Source organism: Streptomyces sp. NPDC047917 (assembly GCF_043204345.1).
Classification (GTDB): Bacteria; Actinomycetota; Actinomycetes; order Streptomycetales; family Streptomycetaceae; genus Streptomyces; species Streptomyces sanglieri.
The window spans coordinates 15644-40309 of the sequence record NZ_JBIDCA010000027.1; the positions used below are offsets into that span (position 1 = coordinate 15644).

At 73.9% G+C, this 24666-nt stretch carries 16 protein-coding genes; 6 read left to right on the forward strand and 10 right to left on the reverse strand.

Annotation, left to right across the window (positions count from 1 at the left end; genetic code table 11):
• Positions 1 to 213: 213 nt before the first annotated feature.
• The 9 genes from ACGF8B_RS40930 to ACGF8B_RS40970 all read right to left on the reverse strand — a co-directional run bounded on the left by ACGF8B_RS40930 (position 214) and on the right by ACGF8B_RS40970 (position 17065).
• Complete coding sequence (locus tag ACGF8B_RS40930) at positions 214 to 5043, reverse strand: hypothetical protein (RefSeq protein ID WP_392747876.1); 4830 nt, start codon at positions 5041 to 5043, stop codon at positions 214 to 216.
• A gap of 59 nt (positions 5044 to 5102) precedes the next feature.
• Complete coding sequence (locus tag ACGF8B_RS40935; RefSeq protein ID WP_392747878.1) at positions 5103 to 6032, reverse strand: hypothetical protein; 930 nt, start codon at positions 6030 to 6032, stop codon at positions 5103 to 5105.
• A gap of 157 nt (positions 6033 to 6189) precedes the next feature.
• Positions 6190 to 7719: a hypothetical protein gene (locus ACGF8B_RS40940; protein WP_392747880.1), complete on the reverse strand. Its 1530-nt coding sequence runs from the start codon at positions 7717 to 7719 to the stop codon at positions 6190 to 6192.
• A 60-nt stretch (positions 7720 to 7779) separates the two neighbouring features.
• Entirely contained in the window at positions 7780 to 11433 is a 3654-nt protein-coding gene (locus ACGF8B_RS40945) for a hydantoinase B/oxoprolinase family protein (RefSeq protein ID WP_392747882.1), read from the reverse strand.
• On the reverse strand, positions 11430 to 12473 hold the full coding sequence (locus tag ACGF8B_RS40950; protein ID WP_392747883.1) for an SGNH/GDSL hydrolase family protein: 1044 nt from the start codon (positions 12471 to 12473) through the stop codon (positions 11430 to 11432). Before ACGF8B_RS40950 ends, ACGF8B_RS40945 begins: the two co-directional genes overlap by 4 nt.
• Before the next feature lie 104 nt (positions 12474 to 12577).
• Complete coding sequence (locus tag ACGF8B_RS40955; protein WP_392747885.1) at positions 12578 to 13741, reverse strand: glycosyltransferase; 1164 nt, start codon at positions 13739 to 13741, stop codon at positions 12578 to 12580.
• Complete coding sequence (locus ACGF8B_RS40960) at positions 13738 to 14886, reverse strand: glycosyltransferase family 4 protein (protein ID WP_392747887.1); 1149 nt, start codon at positions 14884 to 14886, stop codon at positions 13738 to 13740. Before ACGF8B_RS40960 ends, ACGF8B_RS40955 begins: the two co-directional genes overlap by 4 nt.
• Before the next feature lie 148 nt (positions 14887 to 15034).
• On the reverse strand, positions 15035 to 16453 hold the full coding sequence (locus ACGF8B_RS40965) for a HEAT repeat domain-containing protein (RefSeq protein ID WP_392747889.1): 1419 nt from the start codon (positions 16451 to 16453) through the stop codon (positions 15035 to 15037).
• Positions 16454 to 16672: 219 nt separating this feature from the next.
• Positions 16673 to 17065 carry an ankyrin repeat domain-containing protein gene (locus tag ACGF8B_RS40970; RefSeq protein ID WP_124718970.1) on the reverse strand — a complete coding sequence of 131 codons (393 nt, stop codon included), beginning with the start codon at positions 17063 to 17065 and terminating at the stop codon, positions 16673 to 16675.
• Between the two features lie 315 nt (positions 17066 to 17380).
• Between ACGF8B_RS40970 and ACGF8B_RS40975 the strand changes: the two genes are divergently transcribed.
• Both ACGF8B_RS40975 and ACGF8B_RS40980 read left to right on the forward strand, forming a co-directional pair.
• Entirely contained in the window at positions 17381 to 17575 is a 195-nt protein-coding gene (locus tag ACGF8B_RS40975) for a hypothetical protein (RefSeq protein ID WP_018103962.1), read from the forward strand.
• Between the two features lie 37 nt (positions 17576 to 17612).
• Positions 17613 to 19223, forward strand: a complete 1611-nt coding sequence (locus tag ACGF8B_RS40980; RefSeq protein ID WP_392747891.1) for a hypothetical protein — start codon at positions 17613 to 17615, stop codon at positions 19221 to 19223.
• Positions 19224 to 19295: 72 nt separating this feature from the next.
• Here the strand turns inward: ACGF8B_RS40980 and ACGF8B_RS40985 are convergent, their stop codons facing one another.
• The gene (locus ACGF8B_RS40985) at positions 19296 to 20795 is read right to left on the reverse strand and encodes a PLP-dependent aminotransferase family protein (protein WP_392747893.1); all 1500 of its coding nucleotides are present in this window, start codon (positions 20793 to 20795) and stop codon (positions 19296 to 19298) included.
• Positions 20796 to 20897: 102 nt separating this feature from the next.
• Between ACGF8B_RS40985 and ACGF8B_RS40990 the strand changes: the two genes are divergently transcribed.
• The 4 genes from ACGF8B_RS40990 to ACGF8B_RS41005 all read left to right on the forward strand — a co-directional run bounded on the left by ACGF8B_RS40990 (position 20898) and on the right by ACGF8B_RS41005 (position 24493).
• Complete coding sequence (locus ACGF8B_RS40990; protein WP_392747895.1) at positions 20898 to 21662, forward strand: YitT family protein; 765 nt, start codon at positions 20898 to 20900, stop codon at positions 21660 to 21662.
• Complete coding sequence (locus ACGF8B_RS40995) at positions 21659 to 22423, forward strand: glycerophosphodiester phosphodiesterase (RefSeq protein WP_392747896.1); 765 nt, start codon at positions 21659 to 21661, stop codon at positions 22421 to 22423. Before ACGF8B_RS40990 ends, ACGF8B_RS40995 begins: the two co-directional genes overlap by 4 nt.
• A 46-nt stretch (positions 22424 to 22469) precedes the next feature.
• Positions 22470 to 23843, forward strand: coding sequence for an MFS transporter (locus ACGF8B_RS41000; protein WP_392747898.1), 1374 nt, complete (start codon positions 22470 to 22472; stop codon positions 23841 to 23843).
• 275 nt (positions 23844 to 24118) lie between these two features.
• On the forward strand, positions 24119 to 24493 hold the full coding sequence (locus ACGF8B_RS41005; RefSeq protein WP_007262928.1) for an RNA polymerase-binding protein RbpA: 375 nt from the start codon (positions 24119 to 24121) through the stop codon (positions 24491 to 24493).
• Positions 24494 to 24666 lie beyond the last annotated feature (173 nt).

The window sequence follows — 24666 nt, forward strand, 5'->3', positions numbered from 1 at the left end:
GCGCCGGGGGGGGCCTGAGCGCCGGGGGGCCTGAGCCGCCGTCGGGTCCGAGCGCCGTCGGGCAGCAGGTGTGCTCTTCCTGCCGGCCCACCCCTCGGCTCGCCCCGTCCCCGCACCCCCGTCCCCGCGCCCCCCCTTCCCGGCCGCGCCCGTCCCCGCGGCGCGTGTTCGGGTATTGCCGCGTGTCCTTGTGCGCCCCGCGCGTTCCCGCGCCTATTCGGCGGCGGGAGCCGGGTCGGTGTCGGGAGATCCGGTGGCGCGGGTGGTGTCGGGGGACGCGGTGGCGCGCTTGAACATGCGGGTGGCGGTGATCTCGCCGTGCACCGTCTCGCCGTTCGGGTCCTGCTGCGGCAGGCCGGGGCGCAGATGCTCCTCCACGCTGATGTACTTCAGTCCGGCACGCAGATCCGCGTCGTTGCGCAGCCGGATGACCAACGGGAACTCGGCGAGCGCCGTGGTGTCGAACAGTCCGGTCGTGTAGAGGAGTTGTACGCCCAGGGCGTCCGACACCGCGCGCTGGAGCTCCAGCAGATAGGTGGCGTTGGCACGGCCGATGGGGTTGTCCAGGAAGAGCGTGCCCGCGTGCCGGTGCTGGTGCCGGTCACGGCCCCGGTCGTTGCTGCGCAGCGCGGCCATCGTGCAGTACAGCGCGATGGCTGCGGTGAGCAGCTGGCCGCCGGAGAAGACGTCGCCCATCTGTCCGACCGGAACACGCTCGGCGCGCAGCACCGCGTCCGGCTTGAGGATCTCCACGGCGATGCCCTTGGGCTCCAGCGCCGCCTGCACACCCCGCAGCAGCAGGGACATGCCGTCCCTGCGCAGGTCGGAGTTCTTCTTCAGCGCGGCGCGGGTCGCCTCGTCGACGACCTCTCCGAGCCGTTCGGTGAGGGTCGCCTGGTCGGGTTCCTCGAAGCGGATGCGGAGGAATTCCTGGCCCGACCACTCCCCCAGCCCCTCCGGGAGCTGGGAGAGCCGCTGGGCGGAGCGCAGGGTGGTGAGCGCGGACTCCACGAGACCGCGGAGCCGGTCGACGATGGAGTCGCGGTTGCGCTCCAGCTGGGCCAGCTCGTCGGTGAGCACCCTCAGCCGGGGCGCGAAGGCCGCGGCCCACTTCTCGGCGTGCTCGGGCAGCGCGGCGGCCGGCAGCTCGCGGATCTGCTGACGGGCGGGGGTACGGACCTGTTCGTAACGCGTGGAGTTGGCGTGCCGGACGAGGACGTCGCTCGCCTCGCGTACGGCGCCCTCGGCGGCGGACAGGTCGGTGGCGCAGCCGCGCAGTGAGCGGCGGGCCTCGGCGGCGGACTGCCGGGCCTCGTCGAGGCTGCCCGGATAAGGCTCGGGGGCCTCGGTGTCGTCGTCCGCGCCGTGGTCCCGGAGCAGGTCGCGCAGGAGGGCCGCAGTCTCGTCGAAGCCGCCTGCCGAGTCCTCGGCGGTGCGGTGGGCGTGCAGCAGCTCGCCGTGGGCGGCGCGGGCGGTGTCCAGGGTGGCGGTGGCGGCGGCCAGTTCGGCCGTGGCGGTGCGCAGGAAGGTCTGGGCCCGGTCGGCGTCGGCGGGTACCAGCTCTTCGGGGAGCTCCGTGTGGTGGGGCTCCCCGTCGGCCGGAGCCAGGCGCTCGGCCTCGCCGCGGAGCCGGCCCAGCTGCTCGCTCGCCGTGGAGGCCCGGGTCTCCAGGAGCTGGACCAGGGACTCGGCGCGGGCTGCGGCCGCCTGCCGGGAGGGGCCGTCCGCGCCGTCGGTGCCTTCGAGGAGCTGGCCGGCGCGGGTGCGGACCTTGTTGGTGAGCCGGTCCAGTTCGGCGAGGGCGGCGCTCTCGTCGCTCTCGGCGCGGGCCTGCTCGGCGCGCAGGTCGGCGCCCACGCCGACCTTCTCGTACAGCTGGGACGCCGCCCGGTACGCCTCGCGCAGCGCGGGGAGCGCGGGGCGCGGGCCGTCGTGCTCGGGCTCCGGGAGGTGCTCGGGGGCGCCGGCGATCTCCGCCCGTTCGGCACGCAGCGCGCGGGCGGTGCGGCGGGCGTCGTCGGCGGCGCGCTGGGCGGCCCTGCGGTCCTCGTCGGCGGCGCGGGCGCGCTCCAGGCAGACGGTGGCACGGGCTTCGGACTCGGCCGCCTCGTCGACGAGTTCGCGGAGCCTCACCTGCCAGCCCGCGCGTTCGCGGAGCCGGTACGCGAGACCCGCGAGGGCGTCGGCGGCACGGCGGGCCCGCTGGGCGGCCTCCTGGCGCTCCTCACGGACGCGGGCGGTGTCCGCGGCGGCTTCGTCCGCCTCGGCGCGCACCGTACGGGCCTCGGCGAGCTCGGCCCCGGCGGTCTCCGCCGCCGTGCGGGCGGTACGCGCGGCCTCGGCCAGTTCGGCGAGCATTCCGGGCGGGCAGTCGGCCCGCCAGGAGCCGATGCGGGCGGCCAGCGAACGATCGGCGGTGAGGCGGGCCGCGAGGGTGCGGATGTCCTCGTCGCGGGCGGCGGTCCGGCTCCTGAGCGCCTGGCGCTCCTCGTCGGCCGCGAGTTCGTCGTGCATCGCCGGGTTCGGCGGGACGAGGAACACACCTTCCGTGCTCGCCGCCGAACCGGTGCCCGCGGCGGGGACGGGGGCGAGGAGCGCGGCTGCGGTACCGACCGCGACCGCGGAGCGCGGCAGCAGAGCGGCGCCGCTGAGGACCTCGCGGGCGCGGGCGTGCGAGTCGGGGTCGGTGATGACCACGCCGTCGACGAGCTCGGGGCGGGCGGCGAGGACGGCCGCGTGGTCGGCGGGGTCGACGGCCTGGGCGAGGTAGCGCCAGCCGGGCAGCGCGGGGATGCCGTGCTCCCCGAGGTACTCGACGGTGGCGAGGACGTCGGGGCCGGGCGGCAGCAGTCCGCCGTCGCCGAGGGCGCCGAGGATGCGGGAGTCGTCGGCGGCCGCGGTGCGCAGTTCGAAGAGGCGGCGCTCCGCGGCGGTGATGGACCGGTCGAGCAGCTCGCGCAGTTCGTCGGCGCTGCGGTCGAGCTCCTGGGCGGTGAGCGGCTGTTCGGGGGTGGTGTCCTGTTCGGCCGTGACGGTGTGCGCGCCGTGGGCCGGCCGGACGGCCTCGCCCGCCCGGCCGCCCGCCTCCGCGGCGACCTGCCGGTCGGGGGCGGCCGGGCCGTTGCCGGTGTCTTCGGCGCCGTCCTGGTCCGTTCCGGCCGCGCCCCGGCGGGGGCGTGGCACGCCGGTGCCGGGGGCGCTGGGCAGGCCCAGCAGGTCGGCCAGCCGGTGGTCGGCGGCGATCGACTCGGCGGCCCTGAGCTCGGCCTCGTACGACTGGTCCGCGGCCTGTGCGGCGTCGGCGGCCCGCGCCGCCGCGAGTTCGGCACGGCTCTCGGCGGCCGCGGCCTCCCTGGCCACGTCGGCCGCCGAGCGGGCGGCCTCCCTGGCGGTGTCCCACGCGGCGACGGAGGACTGCTCCGCGTCGCTGGCGGCGAGGGCGGCGCGGGCCGGGTCGGCGTCCGGCGCGGTGTCGTCGAGCCAGCCGGCCCGTACCGCTTCCGCGGTCTCCTGTTCGACCTCGGCCAGGCGCTGGCGCAGGTGTCCGGCCTCGCTGCGGGCGCGCTGGGCCTCGGTGGCCGCGGTGGTGGCGTCCCGGTGGGCGGTCTCGCCCGCGCTCTGGAGGGTGTCGGAGCGCTCCTCCTCCTCATTGGCGACGGTCTCGCCGGCCTCGGCGGCGGTGTGCAGTGCCTGTACGAGGTCGGCGGCGGCCCTGGCGCGGGCGGCGAGCGCGGGCGCGGCGTCCCGCTCGGCCTCGCGGATGGCGACGGCCACCCGTGCGGAGCGGTCGGCGGCGGCGCGGTGGCGCAGTACGGCCTCGGCTGCCTGCCAGGCGGAGTGCAGGGTGCGGGCGTCGGCCAGTTCGCGGCGCTGGGCGGCGGCGCCCTTCTCCGCCGCGGTCAGGGCCAGCGAGGCGTGCCGGTAGGCCAGTTCGGCGGCGATCGACGCGTTGCGGCCGCGGGCCTGTTCGGCCGCGGTGACGGTGTGCGCGGCGCCCGTCACCTGCTGGGCGAGCTCGGCGGTCCGGCCGCGTTCCTCGCGGGCGCGGGCCGAGAGCCTGCGGGCGAGCGTACGGGTGCGGCGCTCGGCGCCCGCGTGGATGTCCCGGGCGCGGGAACGGGTGCCGGCGGCCTCCACGATCCGGCCGAGCAGGTCGACCGAGCCGGCGGTGAAGTCGCGCTCGGCGGTCAGTTCGGCGCGGCGGCCCAGCTTGTTGCCGAAGCCGCTCACCAGGTCGGCGAGGCCGTCGGTGTCGCGGGTGTCGGTGACGGCGCGGAGCAGCAGGTCGGTGAAGTCGGAGTCCTTCTTGACCGCGAAGAGGCCCGCGGCCTCGCCCTCGTCGGCGTTCATCTCGCGCTGGTAGCGGAAGAGTTCGGGGTCGAGCCCGATGTCTCCGAGGTGTTCGTTCCAGCGGTCGTGGATCTCCTCCCAGTGCACATCGAGGTGCTGGTAGAACTTGCCCGCCTCGGTCAGGGCGTCGCGGAAGCCCTTCATGGTGCGCCGTCTGCCCTGCGCACCGGACACGCCTTCGGCGGGGCGGCGTACGGAGGTGGCCTCGGCGACCGGCAGGGAGTCGAGGCTGAGGCCGGGGCCGGGCCGGAAGGAGTACCAGGCCTCGGCGAACTTCCGGGGGTCGTTGGAGACCTGCCGGCCGCGCCATTCGCTGACCTTGCCGACGACCACGCACTCGCCGGTGAGGGTGTGCTGCCACTCCAGGGCGACGTGCCCGCAGTCGTCGGCGAGCAGGAACTTGCGCAGCACGCCGGAGCTGGCGCCGCCGAGGGTGTTGCGGTGGCCGGGCAGCATCACCGAGAAGATCAGCTTCAGCAGCACCGACTTGCCGCCGCCGTTCTCCAGGAAGAGCACACCGGCGGGGGCGGGGCGGCGCGGCGGGCCGACCGGCTCCTCCTCGAAGAACTCCGCCTGGGCCGGTGCGGGGTCGGGCACGGGCTCGCCGACTCCGCGCAGGTCGAGCACGGTGTCGGCGTAACGCGCGCCGGCAGGCCCGATGGAGTAGAGGCGGACCCGGGACAGCTCGTACATGGCGGCGGACTCTCGTCGTTCAGGCAGCGGGGGGAGACGGCGGTGGTGGGGCGGGACGGTCAGGCGTGGAAGGGCAGACCGGCGTCGGCGGCCAGCTCCAGGTCGTCGGCTTCGGGCGGCGGCAGCAGCGTCGCCGTGCCGTCGGTGACCGGTACGACGCCGAGTTCCAGCAGTTCGGCCATGGCGGCGCTGCCGGCCATGTCGCGGACCTGGAGCTGGTAGCGGGCGGTGGTGCGGAAGGCTCCGCCGGCGTCGTCGCCGGTGCGCTGGAGGAAGCCCGAGTCGGTGAGGAAGGCGACGGCCTTGCCGACGATGCCGGTGGTGGAGCCGGCCAGGCGGCGGGCGTCCTTCGTGGCGCCGGTGGAGCTGCGCCGGGCGTAGATCCGCCAGGCCGCTTCGAGTCCTGGGGCGTCCGTGGCCGGGTCGGTGTTGTCCCCGTGCTCCTCGGCGCGCTCCTCCAGGCGGTGGCACGCCTGGCGTACGAACGAGTCGACGCCGTTGACCGTGATCCGGCCGATGTAGGCGTCATCGGCGAGGTCCTCGGGGCGGGGGAAGGCCATCGCGGCGACGGCGAGGTGCGCGAGCCCGTGCAGGAAGCGGTCGGCGGAGTCGGAGGAGGCGCGGCGGGCGTAGTCGCCCATGCGGACGGCGAACACTGAGTCCTCACCGGCGGTGACGGCCATGCCGGCCCGGGTGGACACCTCCAGGACGACCAGGCCGAGTCCGGTAGCCACGGCGTCGGCGAGCCGGGCGAAGGCGGGCTCCTCCCGGTAGCGGCGGAGCAGTTCGGCGTATTCGGCGTCGCGGGCGGGCAGCAGCTTGGGCTGCAGTCCGAAGGCGACGAGCCGGGCGGCATCGGCCGCGTCGGCCGGGGTGACGGGCGGTGTGGCCGCGGGCGCCGGCGGGTCCGCGGGTCCGGTGCCCTCGGTCGGGTACGCGGCGGTCGGCTCGCCCCACGCGTCGGCGTGCTGTGCGCGGTGGTCGCTCACGACGGTCGCTCCTTGCTGCGGAAACTCTTCGGTACGGGGTGGGCGGCGGCTCTCGCGGGGGTCGTGCCGGGCGGCGCGGTCCGGTCCGGGGTCGTGGCACATGTGCCGGCGGGGGCCGGGTGGGCTGGTGTCCGCCGTGCGGTACGGGCGGCGCCGGTCATGACGCCTCCGTGCGGTCCGCGGCCATTCCGGCCGCGTCCAGCAGGGCCGTGCCGACGATCAGGTCCGCGCCGCCGAACTCCGGGTCGTCGAGCTGTGTGCCGTCGTCTACGGAGAACAGCAGCCGCTGCTCGCCCTGGCGGTAGGCGGTGCCGACGGGCGGGCTCGCGGCGTGCACCGCGAGGAGGGCGACGAGATAGGCCAGATCGGGATCGCCGCCGCGCCGGGCCTCGACGAGCAGGCCCGAGAGCCGGCGCGGGGCGTCGTGCTCCAGGTCCAGGAGCTCCATGGCGCTCGCGAGCTGCTCCTCGCTGAACCTGCTGTCGTCGGGGGTGGCGATCAGGTCGGGCTCGGGCATCTCGGCACCCAGGTGTTCCCGCTCCACGGGCGGGGTGAGCAGCATCTCGACCAGGTCGCCCACCCGTACCGAGGTGGGGGTGCGCAGTCCGGTGCCGCGGGCGAAGAAGGCGTCGGTGACGCGGATCGCCTGTTCGACGGGGAGCGGCAGCAGCGGGGCGACCAGCTGGCCGTACAGGTCGAGGCCGGTGCGGGCCGTGGGGGTGGCGAACGCCTGCCGGTCCTGCTCGGCCCGGAACAGCGGACCGGCCTCCAGCAGGCGGGACTGGAGCTGGGTGTGGCGGCGGATGCAGTCCTTGACGATGTCGACGAGCTCGGCGGCGCGGCGCTTGTGCTCGGGCTCCTCCGCCTCGTCGCGGGCCTTGCGGATGTTGGTGAGGATCGCGTTCTCGTGGCGGTAGCGGTCGGCGACGTGGTCCAGGGCTTCGGCGATCATGTCGGGAACCGCGTTGAGCCAGTCGACGGCGCGGACGTTGCGCCGGGTGGCCTCCAGGGTCTTGCGGAGGGTCTCCGCGTACTGGACGGTGCGGTAGCGGGCCTGTTCGGCGGCGAGCTGGGCGTCCGCGAGGCGGCCCCGGCTGATGAGGACCTCCAGCTTGACCTCGGCGGCGATCTGGGCGCTGGTGACGTCCGTGTCGAGGGCGCCCACCAGGACGTTGACCGCTTCGTCGGTGGCCCGGAGGTAGACGGTGCCGCCGTACCCCGCGACCTCTTCGATCAGCTTGAAGTCGTAGTCGCGGCGGACGTACACCCCGTCGGGGCCGAAGGTGCCGTACACGGCGCGGAATCCGCGGTCCACGCTGCCGACGTTGATCAGGTTCTCCAGCACCCAGCGGGCGACCCGCTCGTGCTCGGCCACGGGGCGGCGCGGGGCCTGGGCGGCGACCCGGGGCAGCAGCCTGGTCACTATCTGGTCGTGGTCGGCACCCGTGTCGAAGTCCATGTTGAGGGTGACGAGGTCGATCGCGGCGAGCGCGACCTCGGCCATCGCGTAGACCGTGTACTCGCCGGCCAGATTCGCCTTGCGCACATCGAGGTCGTGCAGCGGCGCCGTGCAGGCGAGCGCGCGCAGCCGCCGCGAGAGCCCCTCGTCGGCGGCCGGGCCCGGGGCGGGCCGCGGCCCCGCGCTGAGCTGGGGCGCAGCGTTGTCCGTGTAGGCAGGCGAAGTCACGGTGCACAGATTAGGTCCTCGGACAGACAACGGTCGAAACGGCGCAGAAGCGACCCCGCGTCACGGCTCTTCGCCGCCGTGTTCCGTACCGTCGTCGTGGTCCGGCTCCGGGGTTCCGAATCCCCCGCCGCCCGGTGTCCGGAGCACCAGTACGTCCCCGGGTTCCAGTTCGGCCGTGTCGCAGCCGCGCAGCGGGGTGGGCGCCCGGCCGTCCGGGTGTTCGATGTGCTGATCGCCCGGTGCGCCGGGCCCGCCGCCCGCCATTCCGTACGGGCGGACCCGGCGGTGGCCGGAGAGGAGCGCGACGGTGACGGGTTCCAGGAAGCGGATGCGCCGTTCCACGCCGCGGCCGCCGTGCCAGTGTCCGTCGCCGCCGCTGCCGTCGCGTACCCGGAAGCTCTCCAGCAGGACGGGGTAGCGCCATTCGAGGACTTCGGGGTCGGTGAGGCGGGAGTTGGTCATGTGGGTCTGTACGGCGTCGGCGCCGTCGAAGCCGTCGCCCGCGCCGGAGCCGCTCGCCACCGTCTCGTAGTACTGGACCCGTTCGTTGCCGAAGGTGAGGTTGTTCATGGTGCCCGAGCCCTCGGCCTGGATGCCGAGGGCCGCGTACAGGGCGCCGGTGACGGCCTGGGACGTCTCCACGTTTCCCGCGACGGTGGCCGCCGGGTGGACGGGTGCCAGCATGGAGCCTTCCGGGATCCGGACCTCCACGGGCTTCAGGCAGCCGCTGTTGAGGGGGATGTCGTCGTCGACCAGGGTCCGGAAGACGTAGAGCACGGCTGCCATGACCACGGATTTCGGCGCGTTGAAGTTGCCCGGCTGCTGGGGTGAGGTGCCGGTGAAGTCGACGATCGCGCCGCGGGCGGCCCGGTCCACGGTGAGGGCGACCTCGATGACCGCGCCGTTGTCGGTCTCGTAGCGGTAGGACCCGTCGTGCAGTGCGGCGATGATCCGGCGGACGGACTCCTCGGCGTTGTCCTGCACGTGCCGCATGTACGCGTCCACGGCATCGGTACCGAACTGTTCGGTCATGTGCCTGAGTTCGGCGATGCCCTTCTCGTTCGCGGCGATCTGGGCGCGCAGGTCGGCGAGGTTGGCCCCGGGGTCGCGGGAGGGGTGGGCGGCCGTGGTGAGGAGTTCGCGGGTCTCGTCCTCGCGGAACCTGCCGTCGCGCACCAGCAGCCAGTTGTCGAACAGCACCCCCTCCTCGTGGATGGTGCGGCTGAAGGCCGGCATGGAGCCGGGGGTGATGCCGCCGATCTCGGCGTGGTGTCCGCGCGACGCCACGAGGAAGCGGAGCCGGGGACGTTCGCCGCCGGTCGCGTCGAACACCGGTGTCACCACCGTCACGTCGGGCAGGTGGGTTCCGCCGTGGTACGGATCGTTGATGGCGTACACGTCACCGGGCCGCATCGTGTCGCCGTTGCGCCGGAGCACCTCCTTGATGGACTCCCCCATCGAGCCGAGGTGGACCGGGATGTGCGGGGCGTTGGCGATCAGGTTGCCGTCCGCGTCGAAGAGCGCGCAGGAGAAGTCGAGGCGCTCCTTGATGTTGACGGAGTGCGCCGTGTTCTCCAGGCGCACGCCCATCTGCTCGGCGATCGACATGAAGAGGTTGTTGAAGACCTCCAGCATGACGGGGTCGACGCGGGTACCGACGGCGGTCCGGTCCGGGCGCGGGCGGGCCCTGGTGAGCACCAGATGGCCGGTGCCGTCGGGGGTGGCCTGCCAGCCGGGGTCGACGACGGTGGTGGCGTCGGTTTCGGCGATCACGGCGGGGCCGGTCACGGTGTCGCCGGGGGCGAGGTCCGCGCGGCGGTGGAGCGGGGTGTCCTGCCATCGGCCGTCGGCGAACATCCGTACGGTGTCGTGCGGTCGGGGCCTGGAGCCGGGGCGGGCTGTGCGGTCGGCCCGGGGTGGCCGGTGCCGGCCGGCCGTTCCGGTCGCCTCGACCGAGACCGCCTCGACGACCAGCGGCTTGTCCATGGTGAACGCGTAGCGTGCGCGGTGCTCCGCGGTGAACGCCGCGGCCATGGCGGATGCGGTGTCCAGGTCGACGGGCAGGCTGGAATCCGTACCGGCGTAGCGCAGCAGCACCCGGGCGTGGGTGCTGATCGCGCTGTCGGGGACGGCGTCGGCGCGCAGTTCGGCGCGGGTCCGGGCGGCCAGTTCGTCGCAGAGTTCCCGGACCGTCCGGGTCGACTCGTCCAGTTCCGCCTCGACCGACTGCTCGCGCATCGCGGTGGCGTCGGCGAGGCCGATCCCGTACGCGGACAGCACGCCCGCCAGTGGCGGTACGAGGACCGTGTCGATGCCCAGGGAGTCGGCGACGGCGCAGACGTGCTGGCCACCGGCGCCGCCGAAGCCGGTCAGCGCGTAGCGGGTGATGTCGTGCCCCCGCTGTACGGAGATCTTCTTGACCGCGTTCGCCATGTTGAGCACGGCGATCTCCAGGAACCCGGCGGCGGTTCCGGCGGCCGTGCGCCGGGTTCCGGTGGCGCGCGCCACGTCCTCGGCGAGCGCGTCGAAGCGTTCGCGGACCAGGTCCGCGTCGAGCGGGAGGTCTCCGTCCGGTCCGAACACGGCCGGGAAGTGCGCGGGCTGGATCCGGCCGAGCATCACATTGGCGTCGGTGACGGTCAGCGGGCCGCCGCGGCGGTAGCAGGCCGGGCCGGGGATGGCGCCCGCCGAGTCGGGGCCGACCCGGTAGCGCCGGCCGTCGAAGTGCAGCACGGAGCCGCCGCCGGCCGCGACGGTGTGGATGCTCATCATCGGGGCGCGCATCCGCACCCCGGCGACCTGGGTGCCGAGCTCGCGTTCGAACTCGCCCGCGTAGTGCGAGACGTCGGTGGACGTACCGCCCATGTCGAAGCCGATGACCCGGTCGAATCCGGCCTGTTCGGAGGTGCGGGCCATGCCGACCACGCCTCCGGCGGGGCCGGAGAGCACCGCGTCCTTGCCCCGGAAGTGGGAGGCCTCGCGCAGTCCGCCGTTGGACTGCATGAACATCAGCCGGATGCCGTCGAGTTCGCCGGCGATCTCGTCGACGTAGCGGCGCAGGATCGGTGAGAGGTAGGCGTCGACGACGGTGGTGTCGCCGCGTGGCACCAGCTTGATCAGCGGGCTCACCTCGTGCGAGCAGCTGACCTGGGTGAAGCCCACTGCGCGGGCGGCGGCGGCCACGGCGCTCTCGTGTGCGGGGTGGCGGTAGCCGTGCATCAGGACGACGGCCGCGCTGCGCAGTCCGTCGGCGTGGGCGGCGCGCAGCCGCTCGGTGACCGCGTCCAGGTCCAGCGGTGTGACGACCCGGCCTCGGGCGTCGACGCGCTCGGGGACCTCGATCACCCGCTCGTAGACGGCCTCGGGCAGCACGATGCGGCGGTCGAAGAGCCTGGGCCGGTTCTGGTACGCGATGCGCAGGGCGTCCCGGAAGCCCTCCGTGATGACCAGGACGGTCGGTTCGCCGCGCCGCTCCAGCAGGGCGTTGGTGGCGACCGTGGTGCCGATCCGCACCGCTGCGACCCGGTCGGCGGGGACCGGTTCGGTGGGGCCGAGGCCGAGCAGCGCCCGGATTCCGGCCACGGCGGCGTCGCGGTAGCGGTCCGGGTCGTGGGAGAGCAGCTTGCGGGTGACCAGGTGCCCGTCCGGGGCCCGGCCCACGACATCGGTGAACGTCCCGCCCCGGTCGATCCAGAACTCCCAGCGTCCCGTCATCCCTCCATACTGACCCGCGGCGCGGTCGACGGCCCGGACGGCGCGGCCCGTGCCCCCGCCGTCCGGGCGTCGGCCGGCTGTACGGCGGCCAGCGCGCCCCGCAGGGCCTCCTCGGCCCGTCGGTCGAGGAGTGCACCGGTGCCGCACGCCGCGTGCCGCAGCTCCGCTCCGGCCAGGCAGAGCAGTTGGGGCAGCAGATCGGTGCTCCGGCGGGCCAGCCAGCCGGTGCCCGCGGTGACCAGCCGGAGCCAGGAGTCGAGGCGGCCCGGGAGCGGCCGACGCGGGTCGAGCCCGGGGGCGGGGCCGAGGGCCCGCCCCCGGGCGGCCAGCAGCCGGTGGAAGCCCGCCGCGACCGTACGGTGTCCGCGTTCGGCCGGGTGGAGCCGGTCGGGGCTCCACAGCGAGCGGTCCTCGACCCAGGCCCGGTCCCCCATGTGCAGATGGACCGCGTCGTAGCGTTCGGACAGGGCGTGGACCACGGCGTTCACCGCGGCCTGTCGCCGGGCCAGGGGTCTGCCCAGCGGGGCGGGTAGCCCGAGCATCGCGCCGGGGTCGGGCAGGCAGACGGTCAGGAGCACGGCACCGCCCCCGGCCAGCAGTGCGTAGACCTCGTCCAGGCGCCGGGCGAGGAGCGGCAGGTCGAAGGTGCGGCGCAGGGTGTCGTTGACGCCGACGACGACGGAGGCGAGGTGCGGCCGGAACGCCGCCGCTGCCGGGGCCTGCCGGTCCCGGACGTCGCCGGACTGCGCACCGCTGACGGCGAAGTTGCGGAAGTCCACGCCCCGCCGTCCGTCCGCGACCCCCTCCGCGAGCAGCGCCGCCCAACCCCGCAGCCCGCCGGGGACGGGGTCGCCGACCCCTTCGGTGAACGAGTCCCCCAGCGCGGCGAACCGTACCGGGGACGGGTCCGGGGGTCCCGTCGGACGTGGCTCGCGGGCGCCGCGCGGCGCCGGCACGCCCGAGCCCGCCTCCTTCTGCACACCCGAGCCCGTCTCCTCCGGCACCCCCGTCGAGCCCGCCCCTCCCTGCCTGGACGCCATGCCCGTCCTGTGCCTTTTTCCCGCCAGGGGCGTCCTGCCCGTCTCTCCCGGCCCGGCCGTCCTGGCCATCTCCTCCGTCTCTCCCATCTCTCCCGGCCCGGCCGTCATGCCCGCGCCTCGCGGATCGCGCCCCGGTCCGGCACCTCGTGGGCGGCCAGGAACGCGGCCACCGAGCGGTCCCAGCCGAAGAGTTCGGCGCGTGCCCTGGCCGTGGCGCGGCGCTCGTCCGCCGGGCGGCCGAGCAGCTCGCGTACGGCGGCGGCGAACGCCTCGCCGGTGTCCTCGGCGGCCGCTCCGGCGCCGCCGATCACCTCCGGGAGTGCGGAGCTCGCGCTTGCCACCACCGGGGTTCCGCAGGCCAGAGCCTCCAGGGCCGACAGGCCGAACGTCTCGGCGGGACCGGGCGCCAGGCAGATGTCGGCCGCCGCCTGCAGATCGGCCAGGGTCTCCCGGTCCCGCACATGGCCCAGGAATTCGACCGGCAGCCGCTGTGCCCGCGCCCTGGCCTCCAGGCCCGCGCGCAGCGGTCCGTCGCCCGCGACGACCAGCGCCGCCCGCACCCCCCGTCGCCGCAGCTCGGCGAGGGTCTCCAACGCCCGGCCCGGACGCTTCTCGACCGAGAGCCGCGAGCACAGCAGGATCAGCACGTCCCGGCCGTGCAGGTGTCCGGCGCGCAGCACCGTGCTGCGGCGTTGCGGGCGGCAGCGCCGCAGGTCCACGCCGAGCGGTGCCCGCACCACATTGCGGGCGCCGATGCGCTGGAACTCCCGTTCCGCCCATTGCGTGGTGCAGACGATCCGGGTGTAGGCGTGGGCGCTGCGGGCGTTGAGGCGGTCGGCGGCGCGTCCGGCCGCGCCGGCCGGGAGGCCCCAGGTGCGCAGCACTCCGTCGGCGGTCTCGTGGGAGACCATCACGGCGGGCACCCTGGCGCGGCGCGCCCATTCGCCGGTCCAGCGCAGCGTGGTCCGGTCGGAGACCTCCAGCCGGTCGGGCCGCAGCGTCTCCAGGAGGGGACGGAGCCGGTTCCGGCCGGTCAGTACGCGGTAGCCGCCGCTGCCCGGCACGACCGGTCCGGGGAGCGTGATCACCCGCCCCTGTTCCGTACGCTCGTCGCCCGGTCCGCTGCCGGGGACGACGAGTACGGGTTCGTGGCCGGCGGCGAGGTAGCCGCGGCCGAGTTCGTGCAGGGCGGTGCGCAGCCCGCCGGACGAGGGGGTGATGAAGTTCGCCAGCCGGACGATGACCATGCGCTCTTCGCGGCCGTTCATGCCGCCACCGCCGTGCGGTCGCGGAGCACCTCGTCGTAGTGGTCCAGGAGTTGATCGCCGACCGCCTGCCAGGTCCGTCCCTCCACCGCGGCCCGGCCGGCGGCGCCGTAGGCGGCGGCGCGTGCGGGGTCGGCCGCGAGTGCGCCGACCGCGTCGGCCACGGCGCGGGCGTCGAGCGGGGGGACGAGCAGCCCGGTGCGCCCGTGGTCGACGAGGTCGAGCGGTCCGCCCGCCGCCGGGGCGATCACCGGCAGCGCGCAGGCCATGGCCTCCTGGACCGTCTGGCAGAACGTCTCGTACGGACCGGTGTGCACGAACACGTCCAGTGAGGCGAAGATCCGGGCGAGGTCGTCGCCGGTCCGGCGGCCGAGGAGGACCGCGCCGGGCAGGGCGGTCCGCAGCGATGCCCCGCTGGGGCCGTCCCCGACGACCACGACCCGGATGCCGGGCAGCGCGCAGGCCGCGGCAAGGAGTTCGACGTGCTTCTCGGGGGCGAGCCGCCCGACGTATCCGACGATCGTCTCGCCGCCGGGCGCGAGGCGGCGGCGCAGCGGCTCGTCCCGCAGCGCGGGCCGGAACCGTGCGGTGTCGACGCCTCGTGGCCAGAGCCGCACCCGGGGCACGCCGTGCCCGGTGAGGTCGCGCAGGGCGGCGGTGGACGGGGCGAGGGTGCGGTCGGCCGCGCTGTGCACGGCGCGCATCCGGCGCCAGGCGGCGTTCTCGCCGGTGCCGAGGTAGGTACGTGCGTAGCCGGCCAGATCGGTCTGGTAGACGGCCACGGCCGGCAGCCCGAGCCGGGCGGCGGCGGCCATGCCCCGTGCTCCGAGCACGAACGGTCCGGCGAGATGGACGAGTTCGGCGCGGTGGGCGGTGAGTGCGGCGGTCAGCCGCCTGCCGGGGAGCGCGATCCGGACCTGGGGGTAGCCGGGCAGCGGGAGGGAGGGGACGCGCACCACGGGGCACGGGGCGTCGGTCCCGGGGGTGTCGGAGGGGTCGCGGCGGGAGGTCGTCGTACCGGCCGGGGCCGGGGCGATGACGAGCGGTTCGTGGCCGCGGGCGACGAGATGACGGGCCGTCTGCAGGGTGCAGTGGGCCACGCCGTTGACATCGGGCGGGAAGGATTCGGTGACGATGACGACACGCATGTTCGTGTTGTCGCCACGCCGGGCGTGACCGGGCCGACTTGGATCTTTCCGCCCGGGGAACGTCCCATGAGCGTTTGAGCCGGGGTGTGTGGCGCCGCCCGCCCATTCACGCCGCGCGCCCCCCGACGCGCGTCGTTGTACCGCTCGGTCAGGCCGCCGGGGTGTCGGGCCCGATCCTGCTGCGTACCGCCGTCTGCACCTCGGCCTCCTCGGCCGGGTCGGCGGCGAGGCGGCGGAGTCGCTCGGCGACCCTGATGTCCCCGGTCTCCGCGTGGAGTGCGGCGACCTCGCGGGTGGTCTCCTCGCAGTCCCACAGGCACTCGACGGCGAAGCCGGTGGCGAAGGAGGGGTCGGTGGCGGCCAGGGCGCGGGCCGCCCGGCCGCGCAGGTGTGAGGAGGACGTCTCCCGGTAGACGTGCCGCAGCACGGGAGCGGCGCAGCCGATGCCCAGCCGTCCCGCGCCGTCGACGAGGGTCCACAGCCGTGGGGCGTCCGGTCCGTCGCCCCGTACGGCCTCGCGGAGTGCGCCGAGGACCAGAGGGGCGTCCTGGGCGCCGCCCCGGCAGGCGAGCACACCGGCCGCGGAGGCGCCGAGCGCGTCGGGCCGCCGGGCCCAGCCGCGGGCGCGGTCCACCGCAGCGTCGCCGCACATCCGCTCGAAGGCGGCGACGGACGCGTCGGCAACGGTGCGCGAGGCGCTGACGGCTCCGGCCTCGATCAGGTCGAGCACGGCCGGGTCCCTGGCCTCTGCCAGGTAGTGCAGGGCGGCACAGCGGGCGCCGTCGGGGCCGCTGCGGGCGGCCTCGACGATCGTGGGCCGGTCCTCGGGGCCCGCGACGGCGGTGAGACAGCGGGCAGCCGGCACATGGAGGGTGCTGCCGCGTTCGAGCCCCTGCTGGGCCCAGTCGAAGACCGCCTGGACGCTCCAGCCCGGGCGGGGGCCGCCGGGGCGCATCTGGCGCTGCCAGCGGTCGAACGAGCCCTGTTCCGAGGCGGCTCGGATCCTGGCGCCGACCTCGTCGCGCGGGTCGTCCGCCCACAGCCGCCAGGGGCGGGGCTCGTAGGCGTCCCGTACGGCGGCGGCCAGCTCGGCCGTGCCCTCCTCGGTGGCCGGGAACCGGCCGAGCACGGGTACGGCCAGGGAGTGGAGTCCCGCGTCGTCGTCGCGCAGGGCGAGTTCGTCGAGGGCCCAGGCCCAGTTGGCGCCGGTCGCGGCGTACCGCCGCAGCAGGGCCAGGGCGTCGCCACGTCCGTACGAGGCGAGGTGGCCCAGCACGGCGAGGGCGAGCCCGGTGCGTGAGTCGTCGGTGTCGAGGTGGTCGTCGGGATCGCACAGGTGCCGTTCGATCTCTTCGATGCCGCCGTCGAGGTCGAGATAGAGGCGTGCGTAGTAGAGGGAGCGGTTCTCCACCTGCCAGTCGTGACGCGGATCGCTCAGGACGCAGTGGTTGAGAGCCGCCAGGGCCTCTGGGCGTGGTGCGGCGAGCGCGTGGAGCGTGCCGTCGCCACGGCCCCTCTGCAGCAGGCCGAGCAGAGTGCCGCTCGGCGCTATGAACGGATCAAACATGGAAAAAGCCTCACATCAAGCTGTCGACGCAACCGGGACTGTGCAGTTCCAAGTGCCGGGTGGGCACTACGCCGCGCAGCAACATGATCGGCCGACCGCCGTCTTCTGCTTGGTGTAGACCATCTTCCTCTGCCTCTCGTCGGTGGCCCGGAGCCGGGCCCGCGACGTCATGATGACCCAGCCATTTCGCCACCGCGACCACATTTACGGCGTACCCGGTCAGCGGGAGCCGAAGAGTTCCAGCAGGTCGGCCTTGCCGAACATGCGGGCCGTGTCCACGGCGGAGGGCGTTCCGGCGGCCGGATCGGCCCCTGCCGAGAGCAGCGCCTCGACGACCGCGTCCTCGCCCTTGAAAACGGCCCCGGCGAGCGGCGTCTGGCCCCGGTCGTTGGCCCGGTCCGGGTCGGCGCCCCGGCCGACGAGGGCCGTGACGGCGGCGGCGTGGCCGTGGTACGCGGCGAGCATCAGCAGCGAATCGCCCCGGTCGTTGGTGAGGTTCGCGGGGACACCCGCGTCGACGTACGCGGCGAGTGCGTCGGTCTCACCGCGGCGAGCGAGGTCGAAGACCTTCGTCGCCAGCTCGACCACCTCGGGATCGGGTGTTTCGCTCATCGGACGGACCGCCTTCCATCAATCGGTTTCACCGCTGTCGACCTGCCGGGGCGTACGCCGTGGGGGCCGTACGAGTGAACCGACAGGGTACTGCCCGGCCGGGCACATGACTCCGGCCCACCCGTGGCAAAGGATCACGAATGGTGCGCCGGAACAGTACGCGACACCGGTTGTTCCGCCCCACCGGGATCACCCGGGCAGCCATTCAAGTGAAAATAACGACTTTTCACCCGAATGCAGCTTTTATCGTATAGATACTTCCGGTGAACCTGGAAGGACTCATGGTGACTGTCCCCCCAACCAGGAGAACCACTCATGATCCTGTCCATGTCAGGCGTCGTCATCCTCGGCATCATCGTCTTCCTGTTCTTCAGGAAGGACGGTCTCAAGGCATCGCACGCCCTCGTCACTGCCCTGTTCGGCTTCTATCTGGCAGGCACCGCCATCGCACCGAGCATCACCGCGGGCGGCGCGAGTCTCGCCGGCCTCCTGGGCGGGATCAAGTTCTGACCCTCCGCGACCGCTCCCACCCCTTCAGGAGACCGACGTGGCCCGGCGACCACTCCCCCGCATTCTGAGCAGCGGCAGCGCCTCGATCACTCGCAGTCGCGAGTTCGCGCGCACGGCCGCCGACAACGCCACGGACGTCCTCCATCCGCTGATCACGATCACCCGTGGCCTGCGGATGCTGGCCGCGACCGGACGGCAGAAGTGGGCCGCGACACCCAAGGACAGGCGTGGCCCCACGCTGTTCGTCGTCGCGGCCTGCGTCCTCGCGTGCGCACTCATGCCGTACGGGGGCCTGATCGCCCTGGTCACGGTGATGGGCGCCGCCGCCTGGGCGGGGCGGGAGCGGACCCCGGCGAAGACCGGACCGGACGACGCGGAGACCGCACGGCTGCGGTCCCTGTACGAGGCGCTCGTGCCGTACTTCTCGGTGGCCGACGACCCGGGTCCGCTGTTCTCCCACGGTGGCGACTGGGAGAAGGCCTTCAGCGACTACGAATTCGACGCCGACGGGCGGGTGACCCGCCTCCAGGTGACGTATCCCGCCTATTTCACCGACAGCGAGGCCGCCTCCCGGGCCCGGATCGAGCAGCTGCTGCACGCCAAGTCCGGCCGCGGCCGCGAGTACCACTTCGCCTGGGACGAGGAGGGCAACCGGCTGGTCATGAGCGTCCTCGGCGCCCTGCCCACCTCGATCGGCGCCCAGCGCTTCGTCACCGCCCCCGGCGAGACCGTACTGGGCTTCACCGACGGTGACGCGGTACAGCGCACGGTCCCGGTGCACGACGGCGACGCCACCCGCGACGCCTCTCCGGTCGTCTGGCGGACCGGCGCCCGCTCCACCGAACCCCATCTGCTGGTGATCGGGCAGCCGGGCAGCGGCGCCACCACCCTGCTGCGGTCCATCGCCCTCCAGGCGCTCCAGCACGGCGACATCCTGATCGTCGAAGGCAGCGGAACCGGCGAGTACGCGTTCCTGACCGGGCGCGACGGCGTGCTGGCCGTGGAGTGCGGGCCGGCCGGCGCGCTGGCCACCCTGGAGTGGGCGGCCCACGAGACGGAGCGGCGGCTGCTCGCCACGAACCGGGCCCGGCAGTCCGGCCGTCCCGCGCCGCAGGACACCAGGCGCCCGCTGTGGATCCTGCTCGACCGCCCCAGCACCCTCGCCCACCTGGCCGCCGCCGACGGCGGGCCCGACCCGCAGGAGCTGCTCCAGGTGCCGCTGCGGCACGGCCGGGCGGCCAATGTCGTCGTCGTCCTGTCCGACCAGTTCGACGGCCTGGACACCCTCGGCGAGACCGTACGCACGCACTGCCGGGCCCGGGTGGTGCTCGGCCACTGCTCCCGTGAACAGGCGGAGTCGGTCCTCGGCACCGAGCCGCACACCACCCCCGTCCCCGACATGCCGCCCGGCCGCGGCTACGCGCGGCTCGGCACCGCTCCGGTGCTCCGGCTCCAGGTCCCGGCCACGCCCGATCCGTACGACGAGGCGACCGGCGAGGCACAGCGGCAGGCGGTGCTCGGGCTGCTCCCCGAGCGGCAGGCACCGGCCGAGGCAGCTGTGCCGGAAGGGACGGGCGTCCCCGAGCCGGTGCCGCCGCGCGCCGTGACCGCGGCCGTGGCCGTCGAGGGCCTGGCGGTCGGCGACTGAACGGAACAGCGCGAAGGGGTGTGGGGTGACCGGCCGGTCACCCCACACCCCTTCGGTACGCCGGACGCCGGATCAGGCGACGAACGTACGCGGCGCCTCGATCCCCGCGCCCGCCCCCGAGCCGACCAGCTGCGCCGCCGCCGCGAGCCGTACCGCCGCCTCGTCCGCGACCGGACCCGAGACCGTGAACGGCAGCCGCACATACCCCTCGAAGGCGCCGTCGACCCCGAACCGGGGACCGGACGGAACGCGCACCCCGACCCGCTCCCCGGCCACCGCCAGCCGGGAGCCGGAGAGGCCGCCGGTCCGCACCCAGAGCGTCAGGCCGCCGCCCGGCACCGAGAACTCCCAGTCGGGCAGCTCCCGGCGGACCGCGGCGACGAGCGCGTCCCGGTTCTCCCGCGCCTGGTCGCGCCGGACCTGCACGGCCTCCTCCCAGCCGCCGGTGCGCATCAGCCAGTTCACGGCGAGCTGTTCGAGGACCGGCGTGCCCATGTCGGCGTAGGCACGGGCGGCCACCAGGCTGCGGATCACGTCCGGGGCGGCGCGCACCCAGCCGATCCGCATGCCCGCCCAGAAGGCCTTGCTCGCCGATCCGACGGTGATCACGGTGGAGCCCGCCGGATCGAAGGCGCAGACCCGGCGGGGCATCCGTACGTCGGGGTCGAGGCAGAGCTCGTTCATGGTCTCGTCGACGACCAGGACCGTGCCGGCGGAGCGGGCCGCGTCCACCAGCTCGCGCCGCTGGTCCTCGTCGGCCAGCGCGCCGGTGGGGTTGTGGAAGTCGGCGACGACATAGGCGAGCCGCGGTGCCGCGTCCCGCAGCACCTGGCGCCACCGGTTCATGTCCCAGCCGCCGAGCCCCTCCTCCATCGCCACCGGCACCAGCCGGGCACCCGCCTCCCGCATCAGCTGGAGGATGTTGGCGTAGCTCGGGGACTCCACCGCGATCCGCTCGCCCCGGCCCGCGAAGAGATGGCAGATCGCGTCGATCGCCCCCATCGCCCCGGTGGTGACCATGATCTGTTCGGGCATGGTCGGGATGCCGCGTCCGGTGTAGCGGTCGGCGATCATCTGCCGCAGCGCGGGCAGTCCCGCCGGGTAGTCGCCGTGGGTGTGGGCGTACGGCGCGAGCTCCTCGATGGCGCCCTGGACCGCCCGGGTCAGCCACGGTTCGGGAGCGGGCAGCGAGGCACAGCCCAGGTCGATCATCGAGCCGAGCGACTCCGGGGGCAGCGGTTCCAGACCGCGTGCGGGCAGCGGGTTCCCGGCGGGCACCGCGGTCCAGCTGCCGGCTCCCCGGCGGGATTCCAGGAAACCCTCGGTCCGCAGCGCCTCGTACGCGGCGGCGACGGTGGTACGGCTGACGGAGAGGGCCAGCGCCAGTTCGCGTTCGGCGGGGAGCCTGGCGGCGACGGGCACCCGGCCTTCGAGGACGAGCAGACGGACCCCGTCGGCCAGCGCACGATAGGCGGGCGGTCTGCGGGCGCCTGGTCCGGCGGGCCGGGGCTGCTGGGCCCGGAGCTGCCGGGCGAGCTGGGCCGCGCCCACTGCCGAAGTCCACTGAGCCATGGAAATCAGTCCACCTTCCTCGGATTGGCCATAGTTGGCGGCCAATCCCCTGCCACAGAGTGACATGCGGCAGTCCACTTCCACCACACCAGGGGGCACCCCTTGTCCATCACCGCCGTCCCTCGCGGGGCGCACCTCACCCGGCGGCTGTTTCAGCTGTACGTCGGTCTCGCGCTCTACGGGGCGAGTTCGGCGCTGCTGGTCCGTGCCGGTCTGGGGCTCGAACCCTGGGGCGTGCTGCATCAGGGGCTCGCCGAGCGCACCGGCCTGTCGATCGGGGTCGTCTCGATCGTCGTCGGTGCCACCGTGCTGCTGCTGTGGATCCCGATCAGGCAGCGTCCGGGCCTGGGCACCGTCTCCAACGTCTTCGCGGTGGGCATAGCCATGGACGGCACGCTGGCGCTGGTGCCCGACGTGCACGGCCTCGCCGCGCGCATCGCCGTGATGACCGCGGGGGTCGTGGTCAACGGCGTCGCCACGGGGCTGTACATCGCGGCACGGTTCGGCCCCGGCCCGCGTGACGGGCTCATGACCGGGCTGCATCTGCGTACCGGCCGCTCCATCCGGCTGGTGCGGACGCTGATCGAGGTGGCGGTGGTGGCGACCGGCTTCCTGCTCGGTGGCACCCTCGGCGCGGGCACGGTCGTGTACGCCCTGGCCATCGGCCCGCTCGCCCAGTTCTTCCTGCGCTTCTTCGCGGTCGGCGGGAACGCGGCCACGGGGGCCGGGGCCGTCACCGAAGTCGCGGAGACCGGCACCGGCACCGGCGACGCCGCCGCGGAGAGCGCCGTCGTCGCGCCCGCGCCGGACGGCGGCGAGACCACCGTCACCGCCCGGACACCGGAGCAGGCCATACTTCCGCAGTGACCTCAGTACGCCACCCCTATCTGGACCATCCCGCGACGATCCCCTTCGCCCATCGCGGTGGTGCGGCGGACGGGATCGAGAACACCGCGGCCGCGTTCCGCCGGGCCTCCGACGCCGGGTACCGCTACTTCGAGACCGATGTGCACACCACGTCGGACGGCCGTCTGGTGGCCTTCCACGACGCCACCCTGGACCGGGTGACGGACGCCCGCGGCCGGATAGCCGAGCTGCCGTGGAGCGAGGTGCGGCAGGCCAGGGTGGCCGGCCGGGAACCGCTGCCGCTCTTCGAGGAGCTGCTGGAGACCTTCCCGGGCGCCCGCTGGAACGTCGACATCAAGGCCGCCTCCGCCCTGGTCCCGCTGGTCGAGCTGATCCGCCGGACGAACGCCTGGGACCGGGTGTGCGTCGGCTCCTTCTCGGAGACCCGGGTCGCCAGGGCGCACCGGCTGGCGGGCCCCCGGCTCGCCACGTCCTACGGCGTCCGGGGCGTGCTGGGCCTGCGGCTTCGCTCGTACGGGATACCGGCGGCGCTGCGGGCCGGCGCGGTCTGCGCCCAGGTGCCGGAGAGCCAGAACGGCGTCCGGGTGGTCGACCGGCGCTTCGTGCGCGAGGCCCACTCGCGCGGGCTCCAGGTGCATGTCTGGACGGTGAACGAACCCGAGCGGATGGCCGCGCTCCTCGACCTCGGCGTGGATGGCATCATGACCGATCACATCGAGACGCTGCGCACGGTGCTGAGCGGGCGGGGAGCCTGGGCCTGATGCCGGCCGTGCGACGTCTTCGCGGGGCGAGACGAGGGGGTGCGGGTTGAGCGCCGAGACCGCGGAAACCGCTGAGCCGACGGAACCGACGGCGGACGCCGGCGAGGCCGCGAGCCGAAAACGCGAACAACACGGCTGGTATTTCTACGACTTCGCCTGCTCCGTCTATTCGACGAGCGTCCTGACGGTCTTCATCGGCCCCTATCTCACCTCGACGGCCAAGGCGGCCGCCGACGCCGACGGCTTCGTGCACCCGCTCGGCATACCGGTCCGCGCCGGATCGCTGTTCGCCTACGCGGTCTCGGTGTCGGTGGTGGTCGCGGTGATCCTGATGCCGATCGTGGGCGCCGCCGCGGACCGTACGGGGCGCAAGAAGCCGCTGCTGGCGGCCGCCGCCTACACAGGAGCCGTCGCGACCGCGGGCATGTTCTTCCTGGACGGCGACCGCTACCTGCTGGGCGCGTTCCTGCTGATCGTGGCGAACGCCTCGATCTCGGTGTCGATGGTGCTCTACAACGCGTACCTGCCGCAGATCGCCGGGCCGGAGGAGCGGGACGCGGTCTCCTCGCGCGGCTGGGCCTTCGGATACACCTCGGGCGCCTTCGTACTGATCCTGAACCTGGTCCTGTACACGGGCCACGACTCCTTCGGCCTGTCCGAGTCCGACTCGGTACGGATCTGTCTCGCCTCGGCGGGGCTGTGGTGGGGTGCCTTCACGATCGTGCCGCTGCGCAGGCTGCGCGACCGGAACGTGGCACCGGACGGCGAGGGGGCCGTCGGTTCGGGGTGGCGGCAGCTGATGGCCACCCTGCGCGACATGCGCCGCCATCCGCTGACGCTCTCCTTCCTGCTGGCGTACCTGATCTACAACGACGGCGTGCAGACGGTGATCTCCCAGGCCTCGGTGTACGGCTCGGAGGAGCTGGACCTCGACCAGACGACCCTGATCACGGCGGTGCTGCTGGTGCAGATACTCGCGGTGGCCGGGGCCCTGGGAATGGGCCGGCTGGCCCGGGTGTACGGCGCGAAGCGCACGATCCTCGGTTCGCTCGTCGTCTGGACGCTGATCCTCGTCGCCGGATACTTCCTCCCCTCCGGGGCGCCGGTCTTCTTCTATGCGCTGGCGTCGGCGATCGGCCTGGTGCTGGGCGGCAGCCAGGCGCTGTCGCGCTCGCTCTTCTCCCATCTGGTGCCGCGCGGCAAGGAGGCCGAGTACTTCTCCGCGTACGAGATGAGCGACCGCGGACTGAGCTGGCTGGGGCCACTGGTGTTCGGGCTCGCGTACCAGCTGACCGGCAGTTACCGGGATGCGATCATCTCGTTGGTGATCTTCTTCGTGGTCGGTTCCGTGCTGCTCGCGAGGGTGCCGGTCCGGCGTGCCGTGGCGGCCGCGGGCAATCCCGTTCCGGAACGGATTTAGACGTTGAAGTGAAAGGCCGGTAGTGTACGCCTTTGGCCTGCCCGGAGGACCGTTACTGCGAGCGGAAGAAGCCGAACTGTTGGGTGACAACTTCCGCCAGATGTGACAAACCGGGCATCGCTGGGTACTTGAAACCCTGGGAAACCTGAAAAAGCAGCGGCACGACGGGCGACGCATGACCGGCAACGGGAATCTTTACCGCCGACCGGACGTTGACCGGATGACGACGACAGCGACACCTGTCCTGTGGGCGACAAGCCCGGGAGGCACGATTCATGAGTGAGCGAGCTCTCCGCGGCACGCGACTCGTGGTTACCAGCTACGAGACGGACCGCGGCATCGATCTGGCCCCGCGCCAGGCGGTGGAGTACGCATGCCAGAACGGACATCGATTTGAGATGCCGTTCTCGGTAGAGGCGGAAATTCCGCCGGAGTGGGAGTGCAAGGCGTGCGGCGCCATGGCACTCCTGGTGGACGGGGATGGCCCCGAGGAGAAGAAGGGCAAGCCTGCGCGCACGCACTGGGACATGCTCATGGAGCGGCGCACACGCGAGGAGCTGGAGGAAGTGCTCGCCGAGAGGCTGGCGGTTCTGCGCTCCGGAGCCATGAACATCGCCGTACACCCGCGGGACAGCAGGAAGTCTGCCTGACCGCGTAACAACACCCGAGTACGACAGAGCCGCGGGGGGGGGGGGGGGGGGGGGGGGGGGGGGGGCCGGGCGGGGGGGGGGGGGGGGGGGGGCGGGGGGGGCCCCCGCCCCCCCCCCCCCCGGCCTCAGGGCCTCCGGTCCGGATCGGGCCGGGCCCGCGGGGTCCGGCCGTC